Source organism: Gaiella sp., assembly GCF_039915195.1.
GTDB lineage: Bacteria > Actinomycetota > Thermoleophilia > Gaiellales > Gaiellaceae > Gaiella.
The window spans coordinates 1-14,436 of the sequence record NZ_JBDSNT010000115.1 but is presented as its reverse complement, the minus strand read 5'-3'; the positions used below and the strand labels follow the sequence as shown (position 1 = coordinate 14,436).

At 68.0% G+C, this 14,436-nt stretch carries 13 protein-coding genes and 1 pseudogene; 8 read left to right on the top strand and 6 right to left on the bottom strand.

Translation table 11 applies throughout. The features are described 5' to 3' along the window. The 3 genes from ABIR74_RS11400 to ABIR74_RS11390 all read left to right on the top strand — a co-directional run. The coding region (locus tag ABIR74_RS11400; RefSeq protein ID WP_348178181.1) for an ATP-grasp domain-containing protein at nucleotides 1-546 on the top strand (546 nt) is incomplete at its 5' end. 112 nt (nucleotides 547-658) lie between these two features. Then, nucleotides 659-1,672 carry a hypothetical protein gene (locus ABIR74_RS11395; protein WP_348178179.1) on the top strand — a complete coding sequence of 338 codons (1,014 nt, stop codon included), beginning with the start codon at nucleotides 659-661 and terminating at the stop codon, nucleotides 1,670-1,672. After that, the gene (locus ABIR74_RS11390; RefSeq protein WP_348178177.1) at nucleotides 1,672-3,108 is read left to right on the top strand and encodes an oligosaccharide flippase family protein; all 1,437 of its coding nucleotides are present in this window, start codon (nucleotides 1,672-1,674) and stop codon (nucleotides 3,106-3,108) included. Before ABIR74_RS11395 ends, ABIR74_RS11390 begins: the two co-directional genes overlap by 1 nt. Before the next feature lie 3 nt (nucleotides 3,109-3,111). Here the strand turns inward: ABIR74_RS11390 and ABIR74_RS11385 are convergent, their stop codons facing one another. Both ABIR74_RS11385 and ABIR74_RS11380 read right to left on the bottom strand, forming a co-directional pair. After that, nucleotides 3,112-3,510, bottom strand: a complete 399-nt coding sequence (locus ABIR74_RS11385; protein WP_348178175.1) for a heme-binding protein — start codon at nucleotides 3,508-3,510, stop codon at nucleotides 3,112-3,114. Then, entirely contained in the window at nucleotides 3,507-3,686 is a 180-nt protein-coding gene (locus ABIR74_RS11380) for a hypothetical protein (protein WP_348178173.1), read from the bottom strand. The genes ABIR74_RS11385 and ABIR74_RS11380 overlap by 4 nt, the downstream gene beginning before the upstream one ends. Nucleotides 3,687-3,736: 50 nt before the next feature. Between ABIR74_RS11380 and ABIR74_RS11375 the strand changes: the two genes are divergently transcribed. After that, nucleotides 3,737-5,002, top strand: coding sequence for a pitrilysin family protein (locus tag ABIR74_RS11375; protein WP_348178171.1), 1,266 nt, complete (start codon nucleotides 3,737-3,739; stop codon nucleotides 5,000-5,002). A gap of 7 nt (nucleotides 5,003-5,009) precedes the next feature. Here the strand turns inward: ABIR74_RS11375 and acs are convergent, their stop codons facing one another. Continuing rightward, on the bottom strand, nucleotides 5,010-6,959 hold the full coding sequence (gene acs / locus ABIR74_RS11370; RefSeq protein ID WP_348178169.1) for an acetate--CoA ligase: 1,950 nt from the start codon (nucleotides 6,957-6,959) through the stop codon (nucleotides 5,010-5,012). A 4-nt stretch (nucleotides 6,960-6,963) separates the two neighbouring features. Next, nucleotides 6,964-8,103, bottom strand: coding sequence for a Xaa-Pro peptidase family protein (locus tag ABIR74_RS11365; protein WP_348178167.1), 1,140 nt, complete (start codon nucleotides 8,101-8,103; stop codon nucleotides 6,964-6,966). 51 nt (nucleotides 8,104-8,154) lie between these two features. Between ABIR74_RS11365 and ABIR74_RS11360 the strand changes: the two genes are divergently transcribed. The 4 genes and pseudogenes from ABIR74_RS11360 to ABIR74_RS11345 all read left to right on the top strand — a co-directional run bounded on the left by ABIR74_RS11360 (nucleotide 8,155) and on the right by ABIR74_RS11345 (nucleotide 11,451). Beyond that, complete coding sequence (locus tag ABIR74_RS11360; RefSeq protein WP_348178165.1) at nucleotides 8,155-9,642, top strand: carboxypeptidase M32; 1,488 nt, start codon at nucleotides 8,155-8,157, stop codon at nucleotides 9,640-9,642. Then, the gene (locus ABIR74_RS11355) at nucleotides 9,639-10,058 is read left to right on the top strand and encodes a hypothetical protein (protein ID WP_348178163.1); all 420 of its coding nucleotides are present in this window, start codon (nucleotides 9,639-9,641) and stop codon (nucleotides 10,056-10,058) included. Before ABIR74_RS11360 ends, ABIR74_RS11355 begins: the two co-directional genes overlap by 4 nt. 12 nt (nucleotides 10,059-10,070) lie before the next feature. After that, nucleotides 10,071-10,283, top strand: a pseudogene (locus ABIR74_RS11350) (thioredoxin family protein); the annotation flags it as partial. A gap of 10 nt (nucleotides 10,284-10,293) precedes the next feature. Then, a complete protein-coding gene (locus ABIR74_RS11345) occupies nucleotides 10,294-11,451 on the top strand; it encodes an amidohydrolase family protein (protein ID WP_348178161.1) in 1,158 nt (385 codons plus the stop codon). Here ABIR74_RS11345 and ABIR74_RS11340 read toward each other — a convergent pair. Continuing rightward, nucleotides 11,448-12,329: an FAD binding domain-containing protein gene (locus ABIR74_RS11340; protein ID WP_348178159.1), complete on the bottom strand. Its 882-nt coding sequence runs from the start codon at nucleotides 12,327-12,329 to the stop codon at nucleotides 11,448-11,450. The two genes, ABIR74_RS11345 and ABIR74_RS11340, sit on opposite strands and share 4 nt — an antisense overlap. After that, nucleotides 12,326-14,436 (bottom strand): xanthine dehydrogenase family protein molybdopterin-binding subunit (locus tag ABIR74_RS11335; RefSeq protein ID WP_348178157.1); only part of this gene is annotated, 2,111 nt, incomplete at its 5' end. The genes ABIR74_RS11340 and ABIR74_RS11335, both read right to left, overlap by 4 nt.

The following is a 14,436-nucleotide window of genomic DNA, read 5'->3' as shown; positions in this document are numbered from 1 at the left end:
TCGTCCGGCTCGCGCGGCTTTCGGATCCTCGACCCGACCGTCGACCGCGCCCACCAGCTCCTGCACGAGCGGCCCGGCGCGGTCGCGATGAGGCTCGAGGAGGCGGTCGAACTCCTTCCCGACGAGGGCGGGCCCGACCTGCTCGTGATGGAGCTCGCAACCGGCGGCGAACGAACGATCGACGGGATCGCCGACGGCAAGCGAGTCGTTCTCGGCCACCCGAAGACGCGGGAAGCGATGCGCGCCGGGCTTGCGATGTACTTTGTCACGCTCGCGGACGATGAGCTGATGGAGACGGCGGACAAGCTCGTCGCCGAGCTCGGGATCGAGCACTTCTTCAACATCCAGCTCGTGGGCGAGCACGTGATCGAGATCAACCCGCGGATCTCGACGATCGTCTACCAGGAGGATCTCAACATTCCGTACCTGGGGGTCAAACGCGCTCTCGGTGAGATCTCGCCGGAGGAGCTCATCGCGCTGCGGGAGCGGGTCCGCCCGGGACGGGTAGCGCTGCGGTACTTCGACCAGCTCGAGTGGGATGACTGATCGGGGGAGGCCCGGCCGTGCCGCCCATCCCTAGCCCCCGCCCGCCCAGGGGCAAGGCACAGGCACGGTATCGCGCCAGGTGTGCCGTGTCAGTGTCGGGAGTGCGCCGCTTGTGAGCCAGTTACTGCACAGCGACGCCGACGACGAGGGGGAGCGCGAACCGGGAACCGCCCGTGCTTTGACGAGATCCGGCCGTCCGCTGCGCGTCACGCTCTGCCCGGTCAACACGGCGGGCGTCCCCTGGACGCTCGCGCAGGCGCTCCGACGACGCGGCGTCGATGCGAAGCTCGTCGTCTTCGAGCGATACGGCCTCCACCCGGAGGCCGACGTCTCCCTCGATCGCTCCGGAGGCTTCGCCCGGCGGCAGGCGACGCAGTGGGCCGCGCTCGCCCGCTTGCTGCCCCGGACGGACGTCTTCCACTTCATCTTCGGGCTGACGCTCGTCCCGCAGTCGCTGCAGTTCCCGATCCTCCGCACGACACGCCGGAAGTCCGTCATGCACTACCTGGGCTCCGACATTCGCGGCAAGACGCCCGAGGAGCTCGCCTCCGGCAAGAAGGCAGGCGCGGAGATCGTCGGGAGCTACGACGCGATCCGCTGGGTCCCTGAGGCAAGCGTGATCCCGCCGGGCATCGACCTCAGGAACCTCGTCCCCGCCCCTCCCTCGGATCGAGCGCGCCCGGTCGTCCTCCACGCGCCATCGTCGCGCGACCGCAAGGGAACCGAGCACGTGATCGCCGCTGTCGAAGGACTCGATGCCGACCTCGAGATCGTCGAAGGACTCCACCATGAGGAGGCCTTCGAGCGCTTTCGGAACGCCGACATCGTTGTCGACCAGCTCAACGCGGGGTGGTACGGGCTCTTCGCGATCGAGTGCATGGCGCTCGGCAAGCCCGTCGTCACGTTTCTCCATGAGGACGCCGTTCGGCGAACCGAAGAGGCGTTCGGGACAACCGTGCCGATCGTTTCCGCAACTGCCGAGACCCTCCGCGAGAAGCTGCGCCCACTCGTCGCCGACGCGGCCGAGCGACGACGTCTCGGCGAGGCGTCGCGAGCCTACGTCGAGCTCGTCCACGACCAGGAGCGGGTCACCGACCGCCTCCTCGACGTCTACGCTCGGCTCTGATGGCGCTCTCCGGCCAGCTCAGTCGGCTCGGCAAGCAGTCTGCGATCTACGGCCTCGGCGGCCTCGTATCGCGGATCCTCGCCGTCCTCCTGCTGCCGCTCTACACGCGGTACCTCTCGAAGGGTGACTACGGCGAGATCGAGACGCTGATCGCGCTCGTCACGGTCCTGACGATCATCCTCCGCTTCGGCATCTCGTCGGCCTTCTTCCGCTTCTACTTCGACGCGGACGACCACAACGGCCGGAGGCTCGTCCTCCGCACGTCGTTCTGGTTCACGATGACGATGGCGACGCTCGGGCTCGTGCTGGTCGTCGCGCTCGCGGCACCGATCTCCGACCTGCTCTTCGGTCACCCCGAGTCGGCGAACCTCGTTCGCGCAAGCGCAGTCGCGCTCTGGGCCAACATGAACTACGAGCAGATGACGTCGCTCTTCCGCGTAGAGGAGCGACCGGTCGCGTTCGTGATCGCGAGCCTCACGAACGTCGTTCTCACTATCGGCGGCACGGTACTTCTCGTCGTCGTCCTCGAGAAGGGCCCTCTCGGCGTCATCGTCGGCAACTTCACCGGCACGCTCATCGTCTACCTGGCGCTCCTCGGCTACCGGCGTGAGCAACTCGGGCTCCAGATGGACAGGGGGCTGCTCCGCAGGATGAACCACTTCGGGATGCCGCTCGTTCCGTCAGCCCTCTTTCTCTGGACGACGAACTTCAGCGACCGCTTCTTCCTCGTCAAGCTCACCGACACGGGCGAGGTCGGGCTGTACTCGGTCGGTGTGCGCGTGGCGTCGGCGATGGTGCTCGTCCTGACAGCGTTCCGCACCGCCTGGCCGGCGTTCGCTTTCTCGATCGAGAGCGACGAGGAGGCGAAGCGAACGTATGCCTGGGTCCTCACGTACCTCGTCGTCCTTTCCACCTGGGTCGCGACTGCTCTCGCGCTGCTCTCACCCTGGCTCGTCGACTGGCTCACGGATCCGGAGTTCTCGAGCGCCTCTCGCGTGGTCGGGCCGCTCGCGTTCGCTGCGGTCTCGTTCGCGGGGTTCATCGTCATCTCGATCGGCATCGGGCGGGCCAAGCGCACGCAGTTCAACTGGGTGATCACCGGCGCAGCGGCGGCAGTCAACGTGACGCTCAACCTCACGCTGATTCCGATCTACGGAATGATGGGCGCGGCTGCCGCAACCGTGGCCGCCTACACCGTCATGTTCGCCGGCATGGCCTGGTGGGCGCAGCGCATCTTCCCCTGCCCGTACCAGTGGCGACGCGTTCTCACCGCGGCCGCAGTCGGGATCGCCCTCGCGACCCTGGGCAAGGTCGTCGGAGCCGGCCTTGCTCTCTGCGTCGGCCTGATCCTCCTCTACCCGGTCGCGCTCTTGCCCGTCGGCTTCTACCTGCCCGCCGAGCGGAAGAAGCTGCGCTCGCTCGTCGCCCGTGCCTGATCGTCAGGGAGCAGGAGCCTCGAGCCCTGTGGCGCGGATCGAGGCGATCGCGAGCGCCTCGTCGACGTGACCGGGAAGCCCGCTCACACCAACTGCTCCGACCCGCTCACCCTCACGGAACGCCGCCACCCCACCCAGGAAGAAGCTGAAGAACGGATCGAAGCTCGCGAGCTCGGTCGGTGTGGCGCCGACCTTCTCGGCGAGCTGGCGCGTCGTGTAGGCGTCGCTGCGCGCCGCCGTGTATGCCTTGCGGTGCGCATTGAGGTAGGTATCCCGCGCCGCGCCGGTCATCGCAACCGATGCGATGACCTCGCCGTGCGTGTCGACGACAACGACAGACACGGGCCCGGCCGCCGAGTCGATGACGCTCCGGAGCACGGTGAGCGCCTCGGAGTGGGTCATCTCGACTCCTCGAGGCGCGGAGCGAGGGCGCCCTGCCTGAACGCATCGAATTCCTCGCGAGTCGCCGGGGCGAAGCGGCGCATTGCGAGAGCACCCAGAAGAACCACCCCCACGATGCTCCCAATGACGAGGAGTACGAGGAGCCCGGTCGGCACGGTGTCGACGATTGTCCGCATCGCGCACCATGATCCCACGTCAGCCGACTCGCCGTATCTACCATGGCGCAATGGCCGTCTTCGAACGCACCAGGCTCTCCAACGGCATCCGCGTGCTGACAGCACCCATGCCGCAGGCGCAGTCCGTCTCCTGCTTCGTCATGTTCGCCGCAGGTGCCCGCTACGAGGCGGCTGAGATCGGCGGCATCGCCCACTTCGCCGAGCACATGTTCTTCAAGGGAACCGAGCGCCGCCCGACGGCGCGCGACATCGCCACGGAGATCGACGGAATCGGCGGCGAGTTCAACGCGTTCACCGGCAAGGAGTACACGGGCTACTACGTCAAGTGCGCAGCGGGAACGCGTGATGTCGCGCTCGATGTGCTCGTCGACATGCTGCGCAACTCGCGGTTCGACGCCGACGAGATCGAGCGCGAGAAGGGCGTCATCGTCGAGGAGATGAACATGTACCACGACACCCCACGCGACTTCATCGGCGGCGTCTACGAGAGCCTCCTCTACGGCGACCAGCCGCTCGGCCGTGACATCATCGGCACGAAGGAGTCCGTCCGCGCGGCGACGCGCGAGACGTTTACGTCCTTCATCGACCGTTGGTACCGGCCGGAACGCATGGTTGTCGGCCTCGGTGGGAAGATCGGCGACGGCCTGACCGAGCGCCTCGAGGAGCTCCTCGGATCGATCGAGCCGCGAGAGACGGGAATGCCTGAGCCTGCCGTGATCCCTGCGACCGGACAGACGGTCAAGGTGCACACAAAGCAGTCGGACCAGGCGCACATCGTCCTCGGCGCCCGCAGCTATCCACTCGGGCATCCCGACCGCTACGTCCTCCAGCTGCTCGCAACCGTGCTCGGCGGCGGCATGTCATCGCGTCTCTTCACCGAGGTGCGCGAGCGCCGCGGGCTCGCCTACTACGTCTTCGGCACCAACTCGAGCTACGTCGACGCCGGCTCGCTGTACGCGCAGGCGGGGGTCGACATCGACCGCATCGACGATGCGGTGAAGACGATCGCGCACGAGCTTCACCTGATCGCCGAGGAGCCCGTCCCGGCGGCCGAGTTCGAGAAGGCCCGCGCGTTCGCCAAGGGCCGGTTCGTCCTCAGCCTCGAGAGCCCGCACGGAACGATCATGTTCGGCCTCCGCCGCGAGGTGCTGCAGGGGAGCGCGGAGGAGCCCGAGGCCATTCTCGCCGGCCTAGACGCCGTCACCGCAGAGGACATCCAGCGCGTTGCGCGGGACGTCGTCGGTGGGCAGCTCAAGCTCGCAGTCGTTGGCCCGTTCGACGACGCCGAGCGGTTCGAACGGCTGCTCGCGACCTAAGACTGGCTCAGTCTTCGGTTGGAGCCTCGGCGGCGCGCGACGCGAGCTCCGAGACGACCGAAGGATCGGCGAGCGTCGTCGTGTCGCCGAGCGAGCGGTTCTCTGCCACATCGCGGAGCAGCCTGCGCATGATCTTGCCCGAACGCGTCTTCGGCAGCTCGGGCGTGAAGACGATGTTGGCCGGCTTCGCGATCGCCCCGATCTTGTGTGCAACGTGGTTGCGCAGCTCCTCGAGCATCTCGACCGACGGTCCTTCGTTGCCCTTCAACGTCACGTAGGCGACGATCGCCTGCCCCGTCGTGGCGTCGGCACGCCCGCACACGGCCGCCTCGGCGACCTTCGGATGGTCGACGAGCGCCGACTCCACCTCGATCGTCGAGAGACGGTGGCCCGACACGTTCATCACGTCGTCGACGCGCCCGAGCAGCCAGAAGTCACCGTCCGCGTCGATGCGCGCGCCGTCGCCCGCGAAGTAGTGACCGGGAAACCGCGACCAGTACGTCTCCCGAAAACGGGCGTCGTCACCGAAGATCCCACGCGTCATCGCCGGCCACGGCTTCTCGAGCACCAGGTAGCCGCCGCCACGGGCGACCCGCTCGCCCTCCTCGTTCAGGATCGCTGCCTCGACACCGGGGAACGGTCGCGTTGCGGAGCCGGGTTTCGTCGTCGTCACGCCGGGTAGCGGCGTGATCAGCACCATCCCGGTCTCGGTCTGCCACCAGGTATCGACGATCGGGCAGCGCTCACCGCCGATGTGCCGGTGGTACCACATCCACGCCTCGGGGTTGATGGGCTCGCCCACCGAGCCGAGCAGCCGCAGCGAGGCGAGATCGTGTGCCTCCGCGTGCTCGTGACCCCACTTCATGTGCGCGCGGATCGCGGTGGGCGCGGTGTAAAGGATCGTGACCCCGTAGCGCTCGATGATCTCCCACCAACGCTCGTGGTTCGGGTAGTCCGGCGTCCCCTCATACATCACCGACGTCGCTCCGTTGCAGAGCGGGCCGTACACGATGTAGCTGTGCCCGGTGATCCAACCGATGTCGGCCGCGCACCAGTACACGTCGCTTTCGGGCTTGAGATCGAAGATCAGCGAGTGCGTCGTTGCGACTCCGACGAGGTAGCCCGCCGTCGTGTGGACAATTCCCTTCGGGCTGGCGGTCGTGCCCGACGTGTACATCAGGAACAGAAGATCCTCGCTGTCCATCGGCTCACATGGACACGACGCGGGATCGTCCGAAACCTCGAGCTCGTGGTACCAGCGGTCACGACCCTCCGTCATCGGCACGGAGTTCCCGGTTCGGCGAACGACGAGCGAGGCTCGAACGCCGGGCGCAGCACTCATCGCCTCGTCGGCGACGACCTTCAGGGGCACCGGCTTCCCTCGACGCCAAGCCTCGTCCTGCGTGATCAGCACCTCGCAGCCCATGTTGTTCATGCGATCCGACAGCGAATCGGCCGAGAAGCCACCGAAGACGACCGTGTGCGGCGCGCCGAGCCTCGTGCACGCAAGCATCGCGACGGCGAGCTCCGGCACCATCCCCATGTAGATCGCGACAGCCGTACCCCTGCCGACGCCGATCTCCTTCAGCGCGTTGGCCATGCGAACGACGTCGCGCTGGAGCTCGCCATACGTGATCGTCCGCGTCTCGCCGGCGGGCTCGCCCTCCCAGTGGTAGGCCACCCTGTCGCCGCGTCCCGCCTCGACGTGACGGTCGACGCAGTTGTAGGCCACGTTCAGCTTGCCGCCCAGATACCACTCGGCGTAGGGCAGCTCCCACCGGTAGAGCTCGGTGAACGGCTCGAACCACGTCACCTGGTGTCTGCCGTTCCGCTCCCAGAACGCCTCGAACGGCTCGTCGTAGACATCAGCGCGCGCGTTCGCTTGCATTGCAAACGCCTCGGTGGGCGGAAAGCGGCGTTCCTCGTCGGACAGCGTCTCGATTGTGTGATCGCTCATTGGTCTAGACCTCTAGATCGTACGGGAAATCCGTCAAGAGCTCACAGCCGTCCTCGGTAACGAGCACGATGTCCTCCAGCCGCACGCCACCGATCGCCGGGTCGTAGGCGCCTGGCTCGAGCGTGATCACGTCGCCTGCAAGCAGCGGCCCGGCGGCCAGAAGGCCGATGGACGGACCCTCGTGCACCTCGAGCCCGACACCGTGGCCGAGGCCATGGAAGAAGCCGCTGTTCAACACCTGGCCGGCTTCCTTCGTGCGCTGGGTCGGGTAACCCGCCGCCTCGTAGACGTCGCAGACCACGTCGAAGACGTCTCGACATTCGACGCCTGCACGGACGAAGGCGGTTGCGACGGCGAGCGCCTCGCGTGTAACGCGATGCCACTCGCGCACCTGATCCGAGGCTGGGCCGACGACGATCGTGCGGGTCATGTCCGCGAAGCACGAGGACGCATCGTCCCGTGGCCAGAGGTCGAAGACGACAGGTACACCGAACGGGATCGGCCCGTGACCCATGTCGTGCCCGGCCGCGCCCTGTGGCCCCGGAGCGACGACGAACTCCTCGGCCGTACAGCCGTTCTCGGCGAACGTCACGCCCATCGCCCGCTTGACGCGCTCGACCGTGAGCGCCTTGCCGTCGAGCCAGAGCGTGCCGTCGTTGTTGGAGGCGCTCCGCAGGAGGGCGATGCCGGTCGTGAGACCCGCCTCTGCGGCGCGCTGTGCACGCCGGATCCCCTCGAGCTGCGGCGCAGACTTGACGCGACGCCTCGCGTCGAACGTCGGCTGATCAACGCTCAGCACGATCCCCTCCTGACGAATGCGGTCGAGATGGCCGGCCGGGAACGTGTGCGGAACAACGGCGCTCGTCAGGCCGACGTGCAGGCAGGAGCGGGCGACCCACTCGCGTGAGAGCTCGTAGTAGCCGAAGCCCTGAGCGCGGAGCTCGTCGATCCCGATCTCCTCGAGCGTGTGCACCGTGAGCTCGAGGCCGAGGCCGCGAATACGCGCCGCTTCCATCGAGCCGACGTAGACATGCTTGTGCCCGTCGTGCTCGAGATAGACGAAGGGATCGGGGACGGCCAGCGGGATCTCGTTGCGCAGCTCCGGTGAGCGAAACGTGTCTCCGATGATCAGCACGTCGGTCATGGGCAGATCCTATGCAAGCACTCTGACCCCCGGCTTCGGTAAGTTCCCGCAATGGACGATCTCGGCTCCCTGCGCGAACGCCTCGCCGAGATCTCGGATCTCGGCCGCGCCGCCGGAGTCCTCGGCTGGGAGCAGCGCGTGTCGATGCCGCCGCTCGGCACGCCCTCGCGCGCCGACTCACTCGCGACGCTTGGCCGGATCATCCACGACCGCTTCACGGACCCCGAGATCGGCCGCCTGCTCGATCGCCTCGCTCCACTCGAGGAATCGCTGCCCTACGACTCCGAGGACGCAAGCCTGATCCGGATCACACGACGCGACTGGGACAAGGCGCGCCGGGTGCCGACCGAGCTGCGCGTCGAGATGACGCGCGCAGCCGCGAGCGGGCATCACGCCTGGGTCGAGGCCCGGAAGAACGACGACTTCGACTCCTTCCTGCCGTACCTCCGCGCCAACGTCGAGCTGAAGCGCCGCTACATCGAGTGCTTCGAGCCCGCGGACGAGCCGTATACCGCACTCCTCGACGACTACGAGCCGGGAATGACGACGACCGAGGTGCGGGATGTCTTCGCCGTCCTCCGCCCGGTGCTGACCGACCTCGTACGCAACGCTTCCGAGGTCGATGCGTCCTTCCTCCACGGTGACTTTGATCCGGATGTGCAGCGCCGATTCGCCGAGCGCGTCGTTGCAACCCTCGGCTTCGAGGAAGGGGCCTGGCGGCTCGACCCGACCGCCCACCCGTTCTGCACATCGTTCTCGAATCGCGATGTCCGGTTGACGACGCGCTACCGCCCCGACGACCTCGAGTCGGTCTGGTCGACGCTGCACGAGGCAGGCCACGGCCTCTACGCCCACGGGATCGCCGATTCGTTGATGCGCACGCCGCTCGGCGGAGCGCCGTCGCTCGCGATCAACGAGTCGCAGAGCCGAACCTGGGAGAACCTGGTCGGGCGCTGCCGCCCCTTCTGGATGTATTGGTACGAGCCACTGCAGGAGATGTTCCCGACACAGCTCGGCTCCGTCGACCTCGACACCTTCGTCCGTGCGATCAACCGCGCCGAGCCTGGCCTGATTCGCGTCGACGCCGACGAGACGACGTATTCGCTGCACATCATCCTCCGCTTCGAACTCGAGCAGGAGCTGATCGCAGGGACGGTCACGCTCGAGGATCTGCCGGAGATCTGGACCGCGCGGATGAAGGAGTTCCTCGGAGTCGACGTGCCGTCGAACACCGACGGTGTGCTCCAGGACGTGCACTGGTCGGGCGGCGGGATCGGGTACTTCCCGACCTACGCGCTCGGCAACGTGATCTCACTGCAGATCTGGTCGAAGGTACGCGAGGCGCTGCCAGATCTCGACAACCAGATGACGGCCGGCGAACTGCTCCCGCTCTCGGACTGGCTTCGAGACAACCTTTACGCCTGGGGTGGAAAGCTGACGCCGAAGGAGACGCTCGCGCGCTTGACCGGATCGGACGCGATCGACCCGCAGCCGTACCTCGCCTACCTCGGCGACAAGATGGCCGCTCTCTCGGCTTGAACCCGCTCGGCGAGCACGAGCGCGCTGCCATCCGCGAGGTCTTCACTGACCTCGTGAGGGACGTGCCGATTCTGCTCGAGCTCGGCCCGGAAGAGGCGCCGGTGACGGTGCTCGCCGGTGGGCGCGAGATCGACTTCGGCGACGAGACGAAGCTGCTCCTCGAGCAGCTGACCGAGCTCTCCGACCGCATCGACCTGACGGTGATGGAGACGGAGGATCCGGGACCGTGGCCGAAGACCACGGTGGCCGGCGCTCTCGTCTACCACGGCCTGCCCTGGGGCTACGAGCTGACCACGATCGTCGGCGCGATCGTCGAGGCGGGGCGAACGACGCCGTCGCTCACCCCGGCGTCGCTCGAAACGCTTGCCTCTCTCGAGCAGGACGTCGCGCTCGAGGTGTACGTCACACCAACCTGACCGCATTGCCCGCCGGCCGTGCTGCTGGCGTACCGCTGTGCCCTCGCCTGCGAGCGGATTACCGCCGCCGCCGTCGAGGCGACCGAGTTCCCCGTCGCGGCCGACCGCCACGGCGTCGTCTCAGTTCCCGCAATCGTGGCGAACGAGCGTCTCGCCTGGGTGGGATCGGTGCCCGAGGCCACGTTCGTAGAGCACATCGCCCGGGTTGCCGGAGCGCTCCCGTAGACTCGAACCGATGGATGCTCTCTCGCGCGCGCACCTGATTCTCGATGAGGTTGCACAACGCACTCTGGCCGATGTCCCCGACGGGACGGTGCTCTTCGACGCCCATACGCACCTGGGCGACGACATCGACGGGATGCGCGGACGGCCCGACGAGATGCTCGCGATGTTCGACCAGCTCGGGATCACCGGCTCGTTCGCGTTCTGCCTCGACGAGCCCGACCGCGTACCGGCCTTCACAGCGGCCAACGACCGCACGCTCGCCTTCGCGGCCGCGGAGCCCGACCGGATCGTCCCGTTCGTGCGACTCGATCTCGAGGAGCGACCGATCGAGGAGGCGATCCGCTGCCTCGATCTCGGTGCCCGCGGGATCAAGCTCCACCCGCGGGCGCAGAAGTTCTCGGTCGGCGACAAGCGGCTCGATGCGGTGTTTGCCCTCGCCGTCGAGCGCGACATCCCGATCCTGATCCACGGGGGCCGTGGCCTCCCGCCGATCGGCGATCACCTCGCGGCACTCGTCGACCGCTACGCCGACGTGCGGCTGATCATCGCCCACGCAGGCATCGCCGACCTCGGCGGGCTCGCCGGGCACTTCGCTCACGTCCCCGGGGTCTTCTTCGACACCTCTCTGTGGGGCGTCATCGACCTACTCGATCTGATGCGCCAGGTGGCACCGCAGCAGATCCTCTTCGCCACGGACTACCCGTACGGGCGCGGGCCGAACCAGCTGCTCCTCGCGCTCAGAGCTGCCACGGTCTCCGGATTCAGTGACGCGGAGATCCGCGGCATGCTCGGCGGAACAGCGCTAGCGATCCGGGACGGCGAGCCGATCCCGACGCTCACAGCACCAAGAGGCGTGAACGCGCTCACGCTGTCACTTCCGCTCGCGCGCATCCACCAGTACATCTCGATGGCCGTCCCGCGCCTGTGGATGCGTCAGCCCGACCCGGCTGGCGGGCTCGGGCTTGCACTCAACGCCGCCCACGAGGCGAACGTCGACGGCGTCCCAGACGCGGACCTGATCCGCCGCGCGCTCTCGGTCGCTGCCGAGATCTGGGAGGGGATCGGCGAGATCGATGACCGCGAGGAGTCGGAACGCACGGCCCGCCCGGCCCGAATGCTCATCCACACCGCGGACATCCTCGCCGTCACGACGCCAGCCGCAGGCTAGGACGAACCGAGCGCCTTCTCGGCCCGCTCCACGAGCGTCGCGAGCACCTTTCGCTTCCAGGCGCTTTGCGGATGGCCGGGGAGACCGGCGAGTGGATCGGCGGGGTCGAGAGCGCGCGGAATATTGGCAACACCAGCTGCGGCCAGCGTCAGGGAGTCATCGTGACGGGCCGCCGCGACGGAGACGAGCGGGAACGAGAACGCCTGCCTTTCCCCCGTGCGGAGATACACGGACGCATCGGGGGGCGGTGGCAGGCGCACCGCGACGACGAGCTCGCCTCGGGCGAGCGTGACGAGTGAGCGGTTGTCATCCGTGGGGCGCCGATAGAGGTCGAGCAACGGGATGTCCCGTTCCCCCTCGAGCGCGCGCACGACGACGGTCGCGGCACACACGGCGAGCGCGGGTGCGAGGTCTGAGGGATGCGCCGAGATGCAGTCGCCCTCCTCGAGGTTGTGCTTGCGATGATCCCCGATCTGGGCGAAGCACGTATCCCCGCCGCCGAGCCAGCACGTCCACTCCTCGCCCCGGTAGTACCAGCACCGCGTGTGCTGGCAGAGGTTGCCACCGACCGTCCCCTGGTTGCGGAGCAGAGGCGAGGCCGCAAGACCAGCCGCGGTCGCGACGACTCCGTAGGGCGTGACGAGTGCGTCGGCGGCGAGATCGGCCAACGTCGTTGCTGCACCAATTCGGAGACCGTCGCCGTCGCGCTCGATGCCGCCGAGGCCCGCGTCCTGGAGGTCGACGAGCAGTGTGGGTGCGGTGATGCCCCGGTCGATCTGCCCGGCGAGATCGGTGCCGCCCGCGAGTACGGTAGCGCCCTCACCGGTGAGGAGCTCGAGCGCCTCGTCGACCGAGGTCGGCCTCGCGTAGGCGCTCACGCGAGCGCCTCCAGCACCCGATCCCGGGTCAGCGGCAGCGCCGCGGCGCGCCGGCCCGTGGCATGCGCGAACGCGTTCGCAATCGCTGCAGCGGTCGGGATGATCGGCGGCTCGCCGAGGCCCTTCGTGCCCGTCGTCGGGAGGTTTGCGTCCGGGACGTGGGGGTAGTCGATGATGATCTCGGGCACGTCCGCGATCGTCGGAATCTTGTAGTCGTCGAGATGCGCGTTGACGGGGACGCCCGTCGTCGGGTCAACGATGAACTCCTCGGAGAGCGCGAACGCCATCCCCTGCAGCACACCGCCCTCGACCTGGCTCGACGCCGTCAGGGGATTGACGATCCGCCCGACGTCGTGGACAGCCACGATCCGCTCGACCCGCACCTCGCCGAGCCCTGCGTCGACGGAGACCTGGGCGATCTGGCAGCCGAACGTATGGACGACGAACCCGTCCGGGTTCGGCCCGCGCGAGCCGGAGCCGTCGATCGTCGCGTTCCCGAGTTTCTCGGTCACCTCCGTGACCTCCGCGTCGATCGCACCGTCACTCGAGCGGATGCGCCCGTCGCGAAGGTCGAGATCCTCGACAGCGATCTCGAAGACGTCGCCCGCGAGCTGAAGCAACGTCGTTCGCACCTTCGCTGCCGCCGAGCGCACGGCGGGCATCACGGACGGCGTCGTCTGCGAGCCACCCGAGACAGGCCCGTAGACGTTCGGCCCCGTGTCTCCTCCCACCACACGCACGTGGGAGAGTGGAAGCCCGAGCTCCTCCGCGGCAACGATCTGGGCGCTCGTGAGCGTGCCCGTGCCGATGTCCTGAATGCCCGTGATCACTGTCGCGTTGCCGTCGGCGTCGAGCCGCACTGTCGCGTGAGATGGAGGCCCACCGCCTCCCCACCAGATCTGCGTAGCACAGCCCATGCCGCGCAGCAGGCCGTCGGGTTGCGGCGCGCGCAGCATGTCGCGCGTCGCCCAGCCCGCAAGCTCCGCTGCCCGGTCGTAGCAGGCGAGAAGCTGCTTGCTCGAGTACGGCAGCCCGCTCACCTGGTCGACGTCGGCGTGGTTCCTGCGGCGGAGCTCGAGCGGATCCATGTCGAGTGCAAGCGCGAGTTCGTCGATCGCCTGCTCGAAGGCCGCCGTGCACTCCATTACACCGGGCGCACGGAAGGCGTTCTGGGCGCGAAGGTTCGTCTTCACCGGGAACGTCAGCGCGCGGACGTTGGCGCAGCGGTAGAGCGTCTGCGCGGGGATCAGGACGGGCATGACCCAGCCGCCCTGGCCCTGGGCGACGACCGCGTCGGCGTCGATCGCCGTGAGAGTGCCGTTCCGGTCGGCTCCGAGACGTACCGACTGTCGCGTCGCAGCACGGCGGCCGCCGTCGAGCTGCTCTGCATGGCGGTCGTTTACGAGCCGCACCGACCACCCCGTGATTCGCGCGAGCTCGGCGGCGGCGAGTGCCTCGAAGCCCGCGCCCTGCTTCGCACCAAAGCCGCCGCCGACGAACTCCGTCCGCACACGCACGGCGTCCTTGCGCAACCCGAACGCTTTCGCAAGCTCCTCACGCGCGACAAACATGCCCTGGGTCGAGACCCACGCCGTCAGCTCGTCGCCGTCCCACGAGACGACCGCCGCATGTGGCTCGAGCGGGGTCTGCACGTGCGCCGGCGTGTCCAACGCAAACTCGATCGTGACCGCTGCCGCCGCAAGAGCCGCCTCGGCGTCGCCTCGCGTCTCGTCGGTCGGGTCCTTTGTGAAGCGCTGCTCGTTCAACCCCTCCTGCATGTCGACGAGGTGCGGGAGAACTTCGAGATCGAGTGCAAGCGCCGAAACCCCCGCACGGGCGGCCTCGAGCGTGTCGGCAGCCACGACGGCAATCGCCGCACCGGCATACGTGGGCTCGGAGGCCAGGAGCGGCACTTTCAGCGTCAGCGACAGCTCACGCTCCGGCCCGATCACGCCCCGAACACCGGGCGTTGCGAGAGCGGCCGCGAGGTCGAGAGAACGCACCTTTCCGTGCGCTACGGGTGAGCGCAGCACGGCGGCATGCAACATCCCAGCGAGCTTCACATCAACCGTGAAGCGCACGCGACCGGCAGCGCGCGCGGCGCCGT